Source organism: Nostoc sp. (genome assembly GCF_036917135.1).
Taxonomy (GTDB): domain Bacteria; phylum Cyanobacteriota; class Cyanobacteriia; order Cyanobacteriales; family Nostocaceae; genus Nostoc.
The window spans coordinates 18,663-35,929 of the sequence record NZ_JBALEA010000018.1; the positions used below are offsets into that span (position 1 = coordinate 18,663).

General features: G+C 41.2%; 13 protein-coding genes. 7 read left to right on the forward strand and 6 right to left on the reverse strand.

Annotated elements, in window-relative coordinates; genetic code table 11:
• Positions 1–19 precede the first annotated feature (19 nt).
• The gene (locus tag V7K50_RS04205; protein ID WP_334957570.1) at positions 20–859 is read right to left on the reverse strand and encodes a Pvc16 family protein; all 840 of its coding nucleotides are present in this window, start codon (positions 857–859) and stop codon (positions 20–22) included.
• Between the two features lie 672 nt (positions 860–1,531).
• Here V7K50_RS04205 and V7K50_RS04210 point away from each other — a divergent pair.
• The 5 genes from V7K50_RS04210 to V7K50_RS04230 are packed head-to-tail and all read left to right on the forward strand — an operon-like array spanning position 1,532 to position 7,277.
• Complete coding sequence (locus V7K50_RS04210) at positions 1,532–2,650, forward strand: sensor histidine kinase (RefSeq protein WP_334957571.1); 1,119 nt, start codon at positions 1,532–1,534, stop codon at positions 2,648–2,650.
• A gap of 40 nt (positions 2,651–2,690) precedes the next feature.
• Positions 2,691–3,371 (forward strand): response regulator transcription factor, encoded by a 681-nt coding sequence (locus tag V7K50_RS04215; RefSeq protein WP_334957572.1) that lies wholly within the window; start codon positions 2,691–2,693, stop codon positions 3,369–3,371.
• 43 nt (positions 3,372–3,414) lie between these two features.
• Positions 3,415–5,547, forward strand: coding sequence for a substrate-binding domain-containing protein (locus V7K50_RS04220; RefSeq protein ID WP_334957573.1), 2,133 nt, complete (start codon positions 3,415–3,417; stop codon positions 5,545–5,547).
• Positions 5,525–6,169, forward strand: a complete 645-nt coding sequence (locus V7K50_RS04225; RefSeq protein WP_334957575.1) for an FHA domain-containing protein — start codon at positions 5,525–5,527, stop codon at positions 6,167–6,169. Before V7K50_RS04220 ends, V7K50_RS04225 begins: the two co-directional genes overlap by 23 nt.
• Positions 6,170–6,203: 34 nt before the next feature.
• Positions 6,204–7,277, forward strand: coding sequence for an anthranilate phosphoribosyltransferase family protein (locus V7K50_RS04230; protein ID WP_334957577.1), 1,074 nt, complete (start codon positions 6,204–6,206; stop codon positions 7,275–7,277).
• Between the two features lie 240 nt (positions 7,278–7,517).
• Here V7K50_RS04230 and V7K50_RS04235 read toward each other — a convergent pair whose 3' ends face one another.
• Both V7K50_RS04235 and V7K50_RS04240 read right to left on the reverse strand, forming a co-directional pair.
• On the reverse strand, positions 7,518–8,939 hold the full coding sequence (locus V7K50_RS04235) for an LCP family protein (protein ID WP_334957578.1): 1,422 nt from the start codon (positions 8,937–8,939) through the stop codon (positions 7,518–7,520).
• A gap of 286 nt (positions 8,940–9,225) precedes the next feature.
• Positions 9,226–9,690 (reverse strand): hypothetical protein, encoded by a 465-nt coding sequence (locus V7K50_RS04240; protein ID WP_334957580.1) that lies wholly within the window; start codon positions 9,688–9,690, stop codon positions 9,226–9,228.
• Between the two features lie 109 nt (positions 9,691–9,799).
• Here V7K50_RS04240 and V7K50_RS04245 point away from each other — a divergent pair, with 109 nt between their 5' ends.
• On the forward strand, positions 9,800–10,966 hold the full coding sequence (locus V7K50_RS04245) for an AI-2E family transporter (RefSeq protein ID WP_334957582.1): 1,167 nt from the start codon (positions 9,800–9,802) through the stop codon (positions 10,964–10,966).
• Positions 10,967–10,999: 33 nt separating this feature from the next.
• Here V7K50_RS04245 and V7K50_RS04250 read toward each other — a convergent pair whose 3' ends face one another.
• Positions 11,000–12,331, reverse strand: a complete 1,332-nt coding sequence (locus tag V7K50_RS04250; RefSeq protein WP_334957584.1) for a serpin family protein — start codon at positions 12,329–12,331, stop codon at positions 11,000–11,002.
• Positions 12,332–12,964: 633 nt separating this feature from the next.
• On the reverse strand, positions 12,965–14,560 hold the full coding sequence (locus V7K50_RS04255; RefSeq protein ID WP_334957586.1) for a S8 family serine peptidase: 1,596 nt from the start codon (positions 14,558–14,560) through the stop codon (positions 12,965–12,967).
• A 205-nt stretch (positions 14,561–14,765) separates the two neighbouring features.
• Here V7K50_RS04255 and rpe point away from each other — a divergent pair, with 205 nt between their 5' ends.
• Positions 14,766–15,473: a ribulose-phosphate 3-epimerase gene (gene rpe, locus V7K50_RS04260; RefSeq protein ID WP_334957588.1), complete on the forward strand. Its 708-nt coding sequence runs from the start codon at positions 14,766–14,768 to the stop codon at positions 15,471–15,473.
• Positions 15,474–16,362: 889 nt separating this feature from the next.
• Here rpe and V7K50_RS04265 read toward each other — a convergent pair.
• Positions 16,363–16,824 carry a HetP family heterocyst commitment protein gene (locus V7K50_RS04265; protein ID WP_334957641.1) on the reverse strand — a complete coding sequence of 154 codons (462 nt, stop codon included), beginning with the start codon at positions 16,822–16,824 and terminating at the stop codon, positions 16,363–16,365.
• Between the last annotated feature and the right edge of the window lie 443 nt (positions 16,825–17,267).

Here is a 17,267-nt window from a genome sequence, read left to right on the forward strand (position 1 = left end):
CAAGTCAGTAAAAATCTAATTATTCAGGAGTTAGAAATATTTCTTTGAAAGTATTACTTTGGTTATCTACCAATGCATTGACGTTCTGGGGTAAATAGCCAGGATGATTCAAAGTCAAAACATAATTACCTAAATGAAGGTCTTCAAAGAAGAACAGCCCTTCTTTAGTGGTTAATACGGACTTTTCAGTGCCCCTCACAGCCACTTCTGTCGCTACCAACGGCAGATTTGTGACTGTACTTTTGACAATACCCGCGATCGCAACTCGCCTGGTTAATACTAAACTGTCACTATCCCGAGACAATTGATTTCGCAAATCGAAAATTCGCTCCCAAACCAAAGGTACTGGAGTAGGTTGTGGCTCGAAGGGTATTGTAACTGTCAAATATAAGGCTGAACGCAATGGCACATTGAGAGCGCTCCACAAAGAGCCAATCTCAATTGGCGGCTCTAGGGCAACTGTCATGTTCAAATTACCATAGCCCCGTAATTCAGGAACCAAAAACCCCTCTTCCAAAGTGCGATGGCGTAACAACACAGTCAGCGCCTCACTAATAAAGTGATGCTCACCTAAAGCTGTTCTATCCCAGGCTGTTAATAGCAGTGAAACATCAAACCAAGCCGGTGCCCAATTTACAGTGGCAGGTTGTAGAGCGCGTGTTAGCTTGCGTTCAACTTGCCTACCAGAATGTTGTACCTGCTTACTCTCACGTATATCAAAAATGTATAAATTGAGAGTTGGACCTGCTCCCTCTTCCCTTCGATTACCAGGATGGCTAAAGTCAATTTGCTCTGTACTGGTAAGTGAGGTTCCTCCAGCTAGAATTTCGGCTAAAGTTTGAAGAACGAAGATAAGCATCAAGGTGTTAGTGCTGGTAGCTAATCCAGATGCATCTAGAGTATATGTATCAGTCTTCTAAAGGTAATTAGACTTTTGTCGATATTTTAGGATGGGGCATTGGGCACTTGTACTGAGCGAAGTCGTTGGCGCAGCCTCTCGTAGAGAAGTATTGGGTATTGGGCATTGGAAAAACTCTTTCTCACTCCTAACTCCTAACTCCTAACTTCAAACTCCCCATCTCCCCAAAATAATGATTGAGAAGGCTGGAAAATATTAGCTTTTCAAGAATCCGAAAAGCAGTAACTTCAGTTTGTAGATTAGTCTAGAGCAGTTCTGATCATTGGATGCACTAGATTTTTTTCTTGTGCGGTGGGACGAAAAGCCCGCTTTACTCCCACCAAAGCAACTTTGATAGATGAATAAGTTCGTAGTAAGGACTAAAGTCCTTACCTTGAGCGCTTCCGTGTTCACTACAAACTTATTCATTAAGATGTTGTAAATAATACTGTATAAGCACCAACGTATACTTAGGCAGGTGAGATATCCGTGTGAATGCCAACTTAATAATTCTTTGTATAAATTATCTAGCAAGATAACTTAACAAAAAAATAAAGATTATTTAGGCTGCATAAATTTATACTGTTCAGCAGAAGAGTAAAAACATTTAGTTGCAAAAAGCGAGTGATAGCTATGACACTAGGCTTTTCTGTACAAAAACTAGACAAAAACTCTAATTATTTGAATTCCTCAGATATTCAGAGCTTTTGTCAGCTTGAATCCGAGCAGTTAACTAGTCAATATCCAATTTTTTTCGCTCGGATTGTCTATCACGATTCATCATTGAGAGCTAATCAGGAGGTTATAAATTATGGTCAAGACCAAGCTCCTTTTTCCCAGAAAACTTTAGCTTATTTGCGGTCAGAATTATGGTTGACAGATTTTCCACAGGTATTGACGTTGTATAAAGTTAGACTGAAAGGTTTTTCATCCATTTCTTATATTTGCCCTATATCCTATAGAAATCAAAAACCTGAATATATTCAAATCATTACTCATGAACCTCTATCATCGAGTTTGGAATTATATATAAAACGCTCTGCTATGCTTCTGAGTAAGTATGCGGATATTTACTTAGACTATGGAAGACAAAAAACTGAAATTCAACTCTTAGAAGATATTCTGCATCGAGTCGGTCATCAATTGCGTAACTCTCTAGGACTTATCGGATTGTATGCACATAACTTATGTTTAGGTTTACAGGATAGTCCTTGGCAAGAGCAAGCAACAATCATCGGCGAAGGTATACAAGATTTAGATACTAATTTAAACGAACTTATTGATTGTGGACAAAGTGCAAAGTTAAGGGTAACACTTCAAGATTTAAGAAGTTTAGTAGTTGAAAGTATCAAAAATTTACAACCTTTGATTAATCAGAAAAAACTTAATATATCGATTCCTGATACATCGACACTACTGAAGATAGACAGATTACAAATGAAACAAGTATTTGATAATATACTCAGTAATGCTGCTCATTTCAGTCCTAATTCAGGAACTATCACCTGTAGTTGGCAAATTTTTCAAGATGAAGTTTTAATTAAAATTTCTGATCAAGGCCCAGGGCTATCTCAAGAGGATTTACAAAAAGTATTTACTCCATTTTATTCCCGGCGTAAAGGAGGTACAGGACTAGGTTTAACTATTGCTAAAAAAATTATTCTGGATCATCAAGGAAGTGTCTGGGCACAAGTTTTATCAGAAAGTGGAGCGCAATTTTCTGTAATTTTGCCTCGACCAAGGAGTGGATAATTAATTTGTAATTCGTAATTCGTAATTTGTAATTAAAAAGATGACTAATGATAATAAAACACTTTCAGTTTTACTGGTAGATGACGAAGAACGCTTCCGTCAAGGTTTACGTACTCTATTGAATTTTTATAGTATTAATTCTGCATTACCTGTAGAAGTTATCGGTGATGCAGATTCGGTTGAGCAGGTTTTAAAGTTTACAACCCAGAAGTGTCCAGATTTAATTTTGCTGGATATGCAATTGAAAGGATGTGATGGAATTACAGTTTTGGCACGTCTCAAAGAAACTGCGTACACTGGTAAGGTTTTAGTATTGTCGGCTCATCAAGAAGACGACTGGATTTTTAGAGCAATGCAGGCGGGAGCCGCCGGTTATGTGTTTAAAAATCGTTTGGCTACGCAACTGTGTGAAGCGATTGATACTGTTACCAGATCGGAAATTTATCTACCTTCGGAGGTTGCTAGTCGATTTTTCCGGTTTTTTCAGGCTTATTCAGACTCTTGTGTGAAAGCATGTCATAGGGTACATTTAACCGAAAGAGAGCAAGAAGTTTTGTACTGGTTAACTCAAGGTGCTTCTAATGAAGAAATAGCTAAACGTTTATATGTAACAGTTGCTACTGTTAAGGCGCATCTCACAAGTATTTTTGAAAAATTGAAGGTTACTAGTCGGACTCAAGCTATTGTGGCTGCCCTCAAGTTAGGATTAGTTCACGCTTGAGCGCGACAGAAGTAATCGGCGCAATTAATGAAACTCTTTGTATATGCCTTCATTTGAATCTTTTTATCAAGAATACCCCTGCTCGTACAATTCTCCCTTAAGTTGCGATCGCCCCTTCCAAACGGCGCAACAAATTAAGGGCGCTAAGTTTTGCTTGGAATGTGGTTTTCCCGCCACTTTACCGCAGGAGGCTGAGATTAAAGGAAATCAGGGTACTTATCAAATAGCTAGTTTTCTCGGTGTGCGGGGTTTAGGCCGCTTATACTCAGGTATCCAACTCAAAGACAAACAGCCTGTAATCATCAAAGAATACCTGCTACCCAATCGTTGTTTTAATGAAAGCGAAACTCAGAAGCGGAAAGACACCTTCAAACGGGTGGGTGGGGTAAGTTTAGCCGATAGTAGAATTCAAAACTTCCGTCTGGTGGAAAGTAAAGAAGCGATCGCGGATGATAAAGGAGAACGCTGTTATTTAATCACTAAAGGAATAGATTCATCCCAAACTTTAGGTAAGTATCTCATAGAGAAGGGAGCAATGACATCTACTGATGTGCGTGAGGTACTAAATCAAAGTCTCCAAACTCTCCAGTTTCTCCATACCCAAAAGCTGCGTTTTCCCTCAAATCAAATCCAACTGGGTATCACTCACGGCAACATCAGTTTAGATAGTACTTTAATTAAAGTAGAAAATAATCAAAAGTTTTCTATATACTTTTGTGATTTAGCTATCTGGGAAAACTTATTTATTCCACCCATTATTCCTCAACCGGCACCCGTCAGACCTGAACAAGATTTAGAATCATTAGGATTGGTAGCCTTTTATTTATGGGTAGGACGGACAACTGATTTATCCTCCAATCAGCCTCTCGATCCTAGAGATAATCAACAATGGCCAGATACAGATAGCCATTTAAAACAGTTTATTTATCGACTAATTGGGCTGGAAACCTCTTTCGAGAATGCAGAAGCAGCCCGTCAAGCACTGCTACAACTTCCCAAAGAAGATCATAGCAATAGTTCAGTGCGATCGATAGCTTCTCAAGAATCAGAAAAGCGTTTCCCAATGCCTTTTCTTTTGCTAGGAATTCTGGCCTTATTACTACTTGGTGGGGGAATTTGGTATTGGCTTTTGGGTAGGAAAACAGATAACCCTAATCAATATATAGAATGGTCTAAACTTTTGCGGAATTTCTCAGAAGTCCCCAACGTTCCTTCTGGACAATTTACTTACACAGGAGAAACAGAGAGTACCTGGAGTTATCTTTTGAGCCTAAAAGTGGACAAGAGTAGTTTAGGAGAATTATTGACCATACCAAAGCCAGATGCAGCCGCAACATTTAACTATAAACCTGTTGTGTCATCAGATGCAAATAATCCGATTAAAAGTGTAGAAGAATTCCAAACAAGTAAAAAAGACTTTGCAATTACTAGTTTGGTAAATAATATTACAGATAAACTTGATAAAAAACAATTTGCTTATGATGGCTTATTTGTTTATGTCGCATTTAATCAGAGCGGCTCAAGTCTTGCCAATGATATTGGCGGGCAAATAAGTCTTGATCAATTGCGTAAAATTTACACAGGTAAAATTACTAATTGGCAGCAGATTAATTCTAAACTTCCATCTCTTAAAATCCAACCTTTTGCCCCAACTGAACCGGAAGCAATCATTAAATTTCAAGAAATAGTTCTCCAAGATGACCCTCAGGACAAAGCTATATTTGATAATACTGTTAAAAAGATGAGGACAGGAGACACCCAGATCAAGATACGCAGCGAGACTTTAGAAGGGTCTGGTATTATCAGTTTTGGTATTATCAGTAAAACTTGGAAACAGTGTGCTGGCTATCCCCTAGCTATAGTGGATGGCAACAAGCCAGCTAGTCAACCTCTATTCCAGCTGCGCTATCACCGCTCAATTACTCTCTCAGATGACTTCTGTCAGCATGATAATAGTTATTATGTTGATGTTCCAACTTTCAAAAGCTACCCCTTAGGATACCCTATTTTTGTAGTGTACCCTAGAGACACCAGCCGCTTGCCGGGTGGTTCTAAATTTGCTGCGATGCTAACTACTCAGCAAGGCCAATGTTTACTTAGTAAAGTAGGCCTTGTAGCTTTACAACCTATGCCGCCTGATGTGATAAATTCCTATGCCTGCAAATCGGTGCCCTAATCCCAGTTGCGAATATTTTAACCGCGCCCTGCCTAACAATGCTAAGGTTTGTCCCTGGTGTTCCACTCCGATTGGTAATGTAGTTTCCACTACACCACAACCACCTATTCAACAGCAACCCAGTCAACCACCAGCCAGTCAACAACCACCTATTCCGTATCAGCGGCCAGCAACAGAACAACCTAACTATCAGGTTCCCCAACAAGCCCCTATTGATTATTCAACAGTCTATCAGCCACGGGTTTCTTATCCACCAACACCGCCTGCTTATACTCCCCCGCCTCAAAGAGCGCCAGCCTTAAAGCTGATTCATAGCACTGGAAGAGAATTTCACCTGGTTGGAGAAGGTGGTTATATTGGTCGCCGCAGTCAGAGTCCAGGAATAGCGCCGCCAGAAATTGACTTGACTGGCATCCCCAGTGAGGGAATAGTCTCTCGTCGTCATGCGCGAATCGATTGGGACTGGTCGCAAAATTCATACATGATTGTTGATATGAGTACAAATGGTATTTTTTTAAACAACAATCCTCTAACTCCTGGTATGCAATATCGCCTACTTAACGGTGATTTACTGCGATTCGGTCAGGATAACCTAGTTAATTTCACTATATATGTTGTGTAGTAAAAGTATTTTTTGAGAATTGACCAATGACTAAATGAGCAATGTATTTCGGGAATTCCTGCAAAAGGTAGGTAGCGGAAACCATACATCTGAGAATTTAACTCGGATTGAAGCAGCCACCGCTACTAAAATGATGCTGCTGGGTGAAGCTACACCAGCCCAAATTGGAGCGTTTTTGATTGCTCATCGGATCAAGCGTCCCACGGGGGAAGAGTTAGCGGGAATGTTGGATGCATATTATGAATTGGGGCCAAAACTGCAACCAATAGCCTCTGGGCGACCAGCGATCGCTCTTGGCATCCCCTATGATGGGAGAACCCGCACAGCACCAATTAGTCCGGTAACAGCTTTACTACTCGCCGCAGTGGGACAACCAGTGGTAATGCATGGAGGCGATCGCCTACCAACAAAATACGGCTTACCTCTGATAGATATTTGGCAGGGTTTAGGAGTAAATTGGACTACCCTAACACTAGCAAAAACTCAGCAAGTGTTTGAGCAAACGGGAATCGGCTTTATTTATCTACCTCAGCATTTTCCCTTAACTAGAAGCATTTGGGAGTACCGCGATCAACTGGGCAAACGTCCGCCTTTGGCGACAATGGAGCTAATTTGGTGTCCTTATGCTGGGGATGCTCACGTAATTGCTGGGTTTGTCCATCCGCCGACAGAAGGGATGTTTCAGATAGCTCTGGGATTGCGGGGAATCACAAAATTTACATTTGTCAAAGGATTGGAAGGTAGTTGTGACTTACCGCGCGATCGCACTGCGATTATCAGCTTATCTTCATCTGTAGCATCCCAAGAGGTAGAAAGATTGCACCTCGTACCCCGTGATTACGGCTTTACTACCAAAAACGTAGCCTTGGGAACTACTGAAGAACTGGTGGGGGAGATTCAGGAGGTTTTAGCAGGTAAACCAGGTGAACTAATGCAAACAGCCTTGTGGAATGGCGGGTTTTATCTATGGCGCAGTGGTATTTGTCTAGATATGTCAGAGGGTTTAGCTAAAGCAGAAGAATTATTAACCAATGGTGTGGTAGCAGCTAAACTCCAAGAACTGAGCCAGGTAGTAAATTCAGTGTCATCAGCATTTCTGCCAGTGTAATTAAAGACAGATTACGAATTACGTTAGCGATAGCGCAGCGTTAAGAGGAACGAGCGTAAGTAGGTAGACATAATTAAATATAAAATAAACTCCTAGTTTGTAGTGAGCGATTTATCGCTCAGAGCAAGGATTATCAGGACTAAAGTCCTTACTACAAACTTTAAATTTATTTATGCCTAGATACTTAATTACGAATTACGAACTTGTACTGAGCGTAGCCGAAGTATTACGAATTACAAATTATTTCGACTTCTCCAAAATAGATTTTTGTTGCAACCAATCCTGACCGACTTGGATACTGATATCTGAGCCAAGGTTGCCAGTACTTTCCACGCGCACTTCTCCAAATCCCAAAGTGTTGCGAATTGATTCGGCACTGTCACCATCTCCTTGTTGGGCGACAACGTGAGTTACATCTAAAGGCTCACCCCATGCCTTGGCTATATAGACGTTGCGATATCCAGATTTTTCCAAGGCTCTAATTAATGGTTGGAGGTTAGAGCGATCGCCACCTGTACTATCTTGAATTGCTATCCGCAAAGAGTGTGGGTTAGTCGTAGTTGCTAGCTGTTCCTGTTCTGAGTCCAAACCAAAGTGTTGAGCCATCAGTTTAGCAATACCATCTTTGTTGGGCAACCAATAGCTAGCATCAAACTCGCCTTTCTCGCTAAAGCGACCTGGCAGCATTAACATTTGCATATTAGAGCGATTTGTCCGCACCCCAAAACCCATGAGTGCTACTAACTCTTCAACCGTCAAATTGGTATCGATGTGGTCTTTCACTACATCAAGAACTTTAGGTAATTGAGCAACAGTTCCTGGGTTGAGTGTTTGATCCATCAAAGCGCGAATCACCATTTGCTGGCGCTGAATCCGACCAATATCACCGAGTTCGTCATGGCGAAAACGCAGCAATTGTAGTGCCTGATCGCCATTTAGATGCTGCTTACCAGCCTTCAAATTGATGTACAAATGCTGAGAATCATCTTGGTATTTCATATTTTTGGGGACATAAACACTCACGCCACCCAAAGCATCAATCAGCTTGGCAACTCCCAAAACGTTAATTCGGATATAGCGATCAATTCCCGCGCCGCCTAAGAGATTACTGACGGTTCTGGCAGTCAAAGCTGGTCCACCATCAACGTTGGCAGCATTAATTTTTTTCACCCCATACCCCTCTATTTCTGTGCGGGTATCTCTGGGAATAGACAGCATGATTATTTTTTTAGTCTCTGGATCAAATTTGAGCAAGAGCATCACATCCGAAAGACCATCAAAGGAGTTTACCTGGGGCTGGTATTTGAGGTTTTTAGTTTCTGGGGGAGGGTTTTGGATATCTGGGGGAAGTACACTCATCCCCATTACCAAGAGATTTACCGGGCGAGTTAATTCTGAAAATCGCAGCACACCTCCAGAAATGCGATCGCCATCAAAGGCCGCCTCATCCTTTGGACTTAGCTGGGCTTGTTGCAAAGGCGTGCTGGTTAAAGACACTGCCAAAAGCGCCCCTGCTGTTGCTGACACCATCGCAATCCCACTCATACCTACCCAAAACCACAGCCAACGTCCTGATTTCGAGTTCTGGGAAATTTGTTGTTTACTGGACTTTGAGGCTTTTCCCGACTGGTTTTCTTCCGCCGAACTTCTTTGAATGGTCACAGACTTCCTCACACTTACTCACTAATCAAATTCGGTAAATTTGCAGACTAAAAACATCCAAACAAATCAACCCATAATAGCTAACTCTTAATTATCAGTGCTAACTTTTTTAATGTAGTGTCAACCACAACATTTATAGCAGCATTTCTCTTTCTTTTGGGCCAACCTAGAGATGTTTTATTGAAGTATGGCAATAATAAACTGGATTTGACTAGATATATGGATAAATCAACTGTAAATTTTTAGGAAATAAGTAAAAGTACTGACAAATCATCACCTGAAAAAATTAAGATAAATACTTGCCAAGTACTCGTTCTGCTAAAGTACTAAACCCTGTTAAACGCCCAGATTTGCCCTGCGTCAGGCGCAAAATCAACCAAACACTGACTAAAAAGTAACCTGATGTGAGAAAGCTATTCAGGATAAATAGACGTAGCGGAAAATAATCTGAAGTTGCTGCTCCGGTAGTTAATAATAAATAACCCAACAGCCAAGTAAGTGCCAAAGTTATAGACAGACGACTAATAGCAAGTTGTTCCCGACTACCCTGGCCCCGATAGAGAGTCCACAAGGATGGAAAAAAGCCGATAATCGGAACTAAATGTAAAAGATACTGGGTACTGGGGACTGGGGATTGGGGGTTGGGAGGAGACAAAGGAGAGACTTCTTCAATAATTCTTCCTTGTCCCCCTTCTCCCTCTTCTCCCCCCACTCCCCACTTCCCACTCTCTTTCGATTCAAAATTATCCATTGGGGTTAGTCCAACTCCTAAACTAGAAGGATGAATAAGACTCATATAGTTAGAGATAATAAGCTGTAAAGAAAGATTTAACTTAGTTCTATCCCGCAATCAGCTCAAAATGCAGACACGCAAGCTACTCGACTGGTGGCAAACATTCACTCCAATAGCGCGAATCGGGGCGATCGCGCTATTCGCTCCGTTGCTAGTTATCAATGGTTGGGCAATTTCGGTATTTTTTAATTATTTCCATTCTCTCATAGTCATTTTAGTCGGAGCCTCAGTATTAGCATTTCTGCTCAACTACCCCGTAAGTTGGATGGAGCATCATGGCGCGAGGCGAGAGCAAGTCGCTATTTTAGTATTTCTCTTGGCTTTATCGATTTTATTGGCGTTGGGTGTGACACTTTTTCCCCTGGCCCTTACCCAAGCTCAACAACTGGTGGCTCGTTTGCCAGAGTTAATCGACTCTGGACGCTCTCAGTTAATGATCTTAAACGAAAAAGCTGAGATTTTTGGCTTACCGATTAACCTTGATGCTCTGGTAGTACAAATCAACGATCGCGTCAAGGGACAATTGCAAGCGATCGCTGGACAAGTTTTAAATCTGGCTGTCCTCACAGTCACTAGTCTGCTAGATATTCTCTTGACGATAGTTTTGACTTTCTATCTTTTACAGCATGGGGCTGAACTCTGGCAAAGTTTAGTGGAATGGCTACCCGCTAAATTCCGCGATCCTTTCTCCAAAACAGTCCGCCTCAGCTTCCAAAATTTCTTCATCACCCAGTTGATTTTATCTACTTGTATGGCTTCAGCCCTGATTCCTACCTTTTTGTGGCTGAAAGTACCATTTGGCCTGCTATTCGGACTAACCATTGGGCTGATGGCTCTCGTCCCCTTTGGTGGTTCTGTAGGCATCGCTCTGACTACATTATTGGTAGCCTTGCAAGATTTCTCAATGGGTGTAAGAGTTTTGATCGCAGCAGTAATTGTCCAGCAAATTCTCGAAAACCTAATTGCCCCCCGAATTTTAGGCAGCTTTACTGGCTTAAATCCAGTTTGGATTTTAATTTCAGTCTTAACAGGGGCAAGAATTGGCGGACTATTGGGTGTAATTGTGGCAGTACCCACAGCTGTTGTAATTAAGACTGCTTTAAGCGCCTTGCGTCCTGGTAGCCAGATCAACGACAGCACCATTGGGGAGACAACTGCACCTGTTGCAGCAAACGAGTCTCCAAAAGCTGACGCTAAAAACACTTTGAGTATTTCTGAAGCGACATTACCCTAGAACTCAATTCAAAATGAAGAAATTTTTAATTTTTTACTGTGGATCAATGATCGAACCCATAAACAAAACACTTCCCGTCTGATTATCCCTGATGGCACTGAAGAAGGGACGATCAACAATCATTCGGAATGGTTCTGGTTCTTGTCTCAAAGATGTTGCTACTATTCCTACTGAAGTAGCCGCAGCTGCTTCGGTGCCTTCTTCGTTCACTTCCACAAAAGTTTTATGTTTAACTTCGCTAATGGCAAAATTTTTACCCATACCGGAAAAATTAGCTTTGTTGCTGAAAGCCTCTTCCATGCCTAAACTTTTTAAAGCATCATTGAGTGTAACTTCATAGTCTGTTTTGAAACGGGGTAGGCGAATAAACCCTTTTTGTTTGCTGAATTGAGTCATCCATCTTTCCCAGTTTTCAACATTCAAATTTTGATAGAAGGCTTTGAGGTTAGAGTTTTGTTTGGGTAGGAATATATAAAAACTGAACTTACCATCTTTACCGTAAGCTAAACTAACTGCCTGAAATTGGTTGTTTTCGTAGTATCTATAGTCACCGCTCTGTGACATCATTGGCTGTTGTTTTCGCCTAGCAGATGTAATGTAGAAAGGGTATTGAGCGGTTTTATTTTTGTCAAATTCCTTACTCCAATTACCTTTAAAATATATGGCATTAATCAGAAACAACACTTGATTTGGTTGAATTGTGTCAACTATCTTATTGATTTTGCCGTTAGTATTTTCTTTGACCCAGTTATTGATAATACTAGGTGCTGCGGCATCTTGAAAGTTTAAATTGCTAACCTTGGCTTTATAGAAATACTGTGTTCTCTGAAGGAAGTCTGGCTGAAAGCTAAAATCTTGATTTGCCCAAAGAGAGTTAGCAATATTCAGTTGCACTTTCGCATCGGCATTGTCTACAAGGTGCTTTAATGTTGCCGCATAAGAAGAGTTGATTTCTAGTAGATTCAATCCCTGTAATTCTAGGGTTTTTGCCATTGCTTGTTGAGTCGTGCCGCTAGCGCCGTTGTAGGTCATAGCCAGAGCGATCGCCACACTCGAAGGTGAGATAAAAACATTCTTCTCACCCCGATCATTTTTCAGAACTTCTGAAAACAGTTTGAAACCAAATTTATTGCTAGACTCAACGATTTTTTTATCAGTCTTGAGTGTTTTTTTTTGCAATGGAGTTTCTGGTTGAGGTAAACTAGATTGGGCAAGGACACTTTTATTACTATCGACTTGAGAACACCCTAATACACTAAATAGAACAACACTTGCAGCCGCCAGAGCATAACGTCTGCCCAGACTCACACCATAACGTCTTTGCAGGAAATTTTCTTTTGCATCACTAAGTTTCTGCCGATTCATTCTGCTACCTCACTTGCCAAAGATTCCCGATCTGTGCTTAGAGTTGACGCAGATACTGTGTCAATGATTAACTATTGCATTTGCTCCAATAAAATAATAAGACTGTTACAGAAACGGTAACAGCCAGTTAGTAGTTCAGAAGAACTAAAGACAACTTGTGATAGTTGCCAATTCCTGATTTAGGCAGCTATACAGACGATTTATGAAAAGTTTTGATTTCTAGGAATTTTCCTATTTATATATAAAAGTATTGTAAGCTACGTAGTCACAAAATAACCACTTCTGTTGGAGTTTGATAGATAAAATATAGCGATGTCTACGACGGGCTATGACGCTCTCTACGAGACGCTAAAAGCGTAGCTTGCTTCCCTGTAAGGGTACGCGGACTCGCTAACGCAACTCTTGGAGACGCTACGCGAACGCTATCGGTGTCGCTCGTTTGTATGGAATACACTCTGACCTCACTTCCATTACTCTCTCCTAAAATGAGAGAGACTTTGAATCTTACTCCCCTTCCCTTGAAGGGAAGGGGCTGGGGGTTAGGTCTGTATTGGACTTGACCGAGAAGTGCTATAAGGTTTCTCAGTTGCACTAAATATAGAACTTTTGTAGGGACTAACGGCTTACCCTATTTCAATTGATAGGTACACTCCACCAAGCTAAACTATAGGGTTGAGTCGCTTCATTGACCTTTTGACGAAACTGGACACGGATTTTGTAATTGCCAGTAGCAGCAACGGGGCAGAAAATATGTTCTACACTATCGATTTGGCTGATTGAAGAGCAAACAGCACCAGTATCTGAATTTTGTGCATCGGCTTTTACTAAGTATAGGTCGAGATTATTCAAACCGCGATCGCTAAAATTTTCGCCTACATCATATTGCTGGTTTTTATTTTTATCATTGAGTTCCACCAATCGATCCCAAGTCAGGGTGATCGCAACAAAACTTCCCGGCTTTAACGGTTTTGCTAATATATAGTCAACAGATGCTCCAACATCAACTGTGCGATAATCCCAACCAATAGCCGGAACCACAGATGATGAATGCCATTGACCAGCACTAAATTGCTGATAAGCGCGAAATACGTTCAAATGACCCGCTCCCATTTGGGCATCTAAGGGAATCTTTGGATCTTTATAAGCATCAGAATCTAGCCAGTTTTTATTTTGTTTATCAATTAACGTCCTAGTCATTCCCAACCGCAAGCCATCACCGCTATCTTGAATTTTGTCTGCGGAATTCAGCAATACTGCTTTCATCACTTGATGATGCCGAGCATCGATGCTCCAGTGGGGTTGTTTTGTCCGCATCTGTCGGTCAGCAAGTTCCTGCAACAGAGCAACAGTAGCCGTAACTTGAGGCGCTGCAAAACTTGTGCCTGTAACCTTGTTGAATTTGCCATCTGGATTGAGCAAAGGAATGTTATTTCCAGGAGCAACTAAACTAATAGCGCGTCGCCCACCAAGATCAAATTCCCTTCCAGCTAGCCTTCCACTCACTCCTTGATTAGCAGCAGCCAGATTAGCCACGTCTACTTTGTTAAAAACTCCCCCTCGGCTAGATGAAAAAGCAACGTTAACTCCGTTAAAATTATCTGTAGGAATAGGAATACCGCCCTTACCCTGGTTGCCTGCGATCGCATACAAAACATCATGGACGCGACTAGACCAATCAACACATAAAGTTAGTAAAGCATTGCCATCTAAAGCCGCATCTGGTCTAGGATCGCGGCTCAGAGGTTCACCAAAGCTAAAGTTAATTGCACGCACATCGCCACCATTTTGTAGCGCTATATGTTGTGCCGATAAGCACTCTTCTGGCTGACCCATGTTTTTAGTCGAACCCACCGCAGACGAATACAGCCGCGCTCCTGGAGCAACTCCCGGTAAGGCTTTGTTTTGACTCACCATCACACCAGCCACATTGTAGGCGTGGGGGTCAACACCGCTATTAGACCTAGCTGGCCCATTGCGTAAGAACACCGCCGCTAAAGATATGGCACGGTTTTTAGACACCGCCTTATCCCACCCAAACATTCCCGGTCGGCCAATTTCCACTTGACCAATAGCAATCTTACGACCGATTAAATTATAAGGAGCTTGGTGTAGCTTCAGGGCATCAATACCGTTAGTTCCTAGTGCAGATTCTAAAGCTGAAGCAATTACCGGCGCACTCAGACAAGAAGCGCTTAATCCCCAAATTATCCAGGTTAGTTTTTTAGTCATTAGTTAATTAGTCATTAGTCATTAGTCATTAGTCACTGGTTATTCTCCTTGTCCCCAGTCCCCAGTCCCCAGCGATGCACTGAGCTTGTCGAAGTGTCCCCAGTCCCCACTCCCCATTCCCAAAAAAGCCGGGATCAAAATTATGAGTCTTGCTCAATGTTTTGTTACAATGCATACAGACGAGGACGCTTAAAACCCACTAGCCATGACCCAAAACCTATCTCAAAAGCCCATTGTAATTTCTCCATCTATACTATCAGCCGATTTTAGTCGTCTGGGTGACGAAATTCGCGCCATAGACGCAGCTGGAGCGGATTGGATTCACGTTGATGTAATGGATGGTCGCTTTGTACCTAATATTACGATAGGCCCTCTGATTGTGGAGGCGATTCGTCCCGTTACAACCAAGCCACTTGATGTCCACTTGATGATTGTAGAGCCGGAAAAGTATGTAGAGGCATTTGCTAAAGCGGGTGCCGATATTATCTCCGTACACTGTGAGCATAATGCTTCCCCGCACCTGCACCGCACCTTGGGGCAAATTAAAGAGCTTGGTAAGAAAGCTGGAGTTGTGCTGAATCCTGGTAGCCCTCTAGAGCTAATTGAGTACGTTCTAGATTTGTGCGATTTAGTACTGATTATGAGCGTCAACCCTGGTTTTGGTGGTCAAAGCTTTATCCCTGGTGTGTTACCCAAAATCCGCAAGCTGCGCCAAATGTGTGATGAACGCGGTCTTGATCCTTGGATTGAAGTGGATGGGGGACTGAAAGCAAATAATACCTGGCAAGTTTTAGAAGCGGGAGCAAATGCGATCGTCGCCGGTTCAGCTGTGTTTAACACTAAGGATTATGCTGAAGCTATTACAGCAATTCGCAACAGCAAGCGTCCTACCCCAGAATTAGCCAAGGTTTAATTCATTTTTGGATTAACTATTCTCCACAAAAAGTAGGGTGGGCAATTTGCCTACCTTATTTTTATTTACACATAAAAAAACTGGAAGCTCTTCAAGTTTTGAACTTCCAGTAATTAATACAGCAGATTTCAGGTAAATGAAGTACATATATAAAACCTAAAACCTTGTAGAGACGTAGCAGTGCTACGTCTCTACCTGTATTCGATTAGAGCGCAATCTGCTGTATATAAATTGAAAATTTAGAAACTAGAGATAATCCCGGTTGGGAGGACTAGGATTACAATAGTGGAAAGAGAAGCATCTCAGCTACTAGTTCTACCAGCCATGACAAAGATTTCACCGTAACTTTTCTATTTCCGTTCCTGGGATTGATGTTAAGCGTTTGCAATATTTAACTAAAGCAACACCAATCACAGCACAAGAAGTTTTATAAGCATTACTTTTACCGTCTGCAGTTGGTAAAAGCTGTGTAAAATTTGGATTGGGGGAATCCACCTCCCCAAATTCTCTTTGCTCAGACTTCCTCAAAAATAGAACCACCAGTAGCAACGGTTGCATCATCCATCGGTCTTGGTGTAGGAGTTGTTTACTCCATGAAATACTGACTACTTTTGTAATCAGTTTGATTTATTTCATAGTCAGAACTAATCATTGATTTTATTTTTTAAACTTAGCTTGCTTGGCAATCACCTCTATTTGGGCTTAAGTTGTAGTTGTTATTAGTTTACCAATACTGTCAGTATATATTTGCCATTCTGGCAGATTTTTGCAAAAACTTATCAAATTAGTTACTGCTATAGAAAACCTGCCATGCTATTTTAAATTAGCAGAGCAGGTTCTCAGAGATTCAATCAACTGTAGTGCAGAAGCTCTTGATTCAAAATACGTTTTAATTGAATCCACAAGATTTCAAGGAAATATCTTGAGACTTTTCTGGCTTTAATGACGATTTGCTTGATTGATGTTCGTTAATTTGGTGTGCCAATCTCTGGTCTAAACTACTCCCACGGATTTCTGTTTTTTGCTTTCCAACTACTTCCAGATAAGCTCGGTCTTTAATTTTGCTTAAGCAGTTTGATGACATATTACTATCAGACCTGGAATCATTCAGCATTTTGAGATTTTCACTTTGCTGTTGTTTTGTCCTGTTGGCTTGAGAGTTTTCTTTGAGCAATCGATTGTAGGTGCGGTATGGAATGTAATGTAGAGGATTATAACCACCAAATCGCAGCATTAAAACACATGCCCAGGAATACTTTCCAGCCAGAATTGCTTCAACTACTTTGTCAAATTGTTGAGCCTTTACTGTGTTATCTAAGTTGCTACTAATACCAGCAATGTCTTGGTTCATCATAGTGTTTAGTTATCTTGGATGAAGTAAACTAGTTCAATTTCTGCGATTGTTGGTCTTTTAATTGATGACCTGATAATTCTTTCCACGAACTGACCTTTGATTAAAAGCAATCAAGTTTGTTAGCGGCTCAGTCCTCATTGTCAAGATTCACTCCGATGAATGGAGGAAACTTTGCTTATAGCTTGTTAGTAAGTAAAAGGTAAAAGTTTATCTTTTGTCTTGTCATATAACTGATAGGACAAAAGTCTTGGCGTGGATCTTGGTAGATACAGTTTTGTCTTTTTAAACTTTCTCAACTCCTAATTCAATAATTGCTATCTGTTCACGCGCTTGTATTTCTTACTACTGTTGAATTAGGCATTTTCCGGGAAGTTCGCATATTTTTTTGGGCTAGGATAGAAAATTTATTTATCTTTGAGTGTTAACAGTGCCATTCGTAT

Excerpts from the sequence above, each read along its gene's own strand:
- V7K50_RS04220 (WP_334957573.1), top strand. The coding sequence starts at position 3,415 with ATGCCTTCATTTGAATCTTTTTATCAAGAATACCCCTGCTCGTACAAT.
- V7K50_RS04225 (WP_334957575.1), top strand. The coding sequence starts at position 5,525 with ATGCCTGCAAATCGGTGCCCTAATCCCAGTTGCGAATATTTTAACCGC.
- V7K50_RS04215 (WP_334957572.1), top strand. The coding sequence starts at position 2,691 with ATGACTAATGATAATAAAACACTTTCAGTTTTACTGGTAGATGACGAA.
- V7K50_RS04205 (WP_334957570.1), bottom strand. The coding sequence starts at position 859 with ATGCTTATCTTCGTTCTTCAAACTTTAGCCGAAATTCTAGCTGGAGGA.
- V7K50_RS04265 (WP_334957641.1), bottom strand. The coding sequence starts at position 16,824 with ATGAACCAAGACATTGCTGGTATTAGTAGCAACTTAGATAACACAGTA.
- V7K50_RS04230 (WP_334957577.1), top strand. The coding sequence starts at position 6,204 with ATGAGCAATGTATTTCGGGAATTCCTGCAAAAGGTAGGTAGCGGAAAC.
- V7K50_RS04255 (WP_334957586.1), bottom strand. The coding sequence starts at position 14,560 with ATGACTAAAAAACTAACCTGGATAATTTGGGGATTAAGCGCTTCTTGT.
- V7K50_RS04210 (WP_334957571.1), top strand. The coding sequence starts at position 1,532 with ATGACACTAGGCTTTTCTGTACAAAAACTAGACAAAAACTCTAATTAT.
- V7K50_RS04245 (WP_334957582.1), top strand. The coding sequence starts at position 9,800 with ATGCAGACACGCAAGCTACTCGACTGGTGGCAAACATTCACTCCAATA.
- rpe (WP_334957588.1), top strand. The coding sequence starts at position 14,766 with ATGACCCAAAACCTATCTCAAAAGCCCATTGTAATTTCTCCATCTATA.
- V7K50_RS04240 (WP_334957580.1), bottom strand. The coding sequence starts at position 9,690 with ATGGATAATTTTGAATCGAAAGAGAGTGGGAAGTGGGGAGTGGGGGGA.
- V7K50_RS04250 (WP_334957584.1), bottom strand. The coding sequence starts at position 12,331 with ATGAATCGGCAGAAACTTAGTGATGCAAAAGAAAATTTCCTGCAAAGA.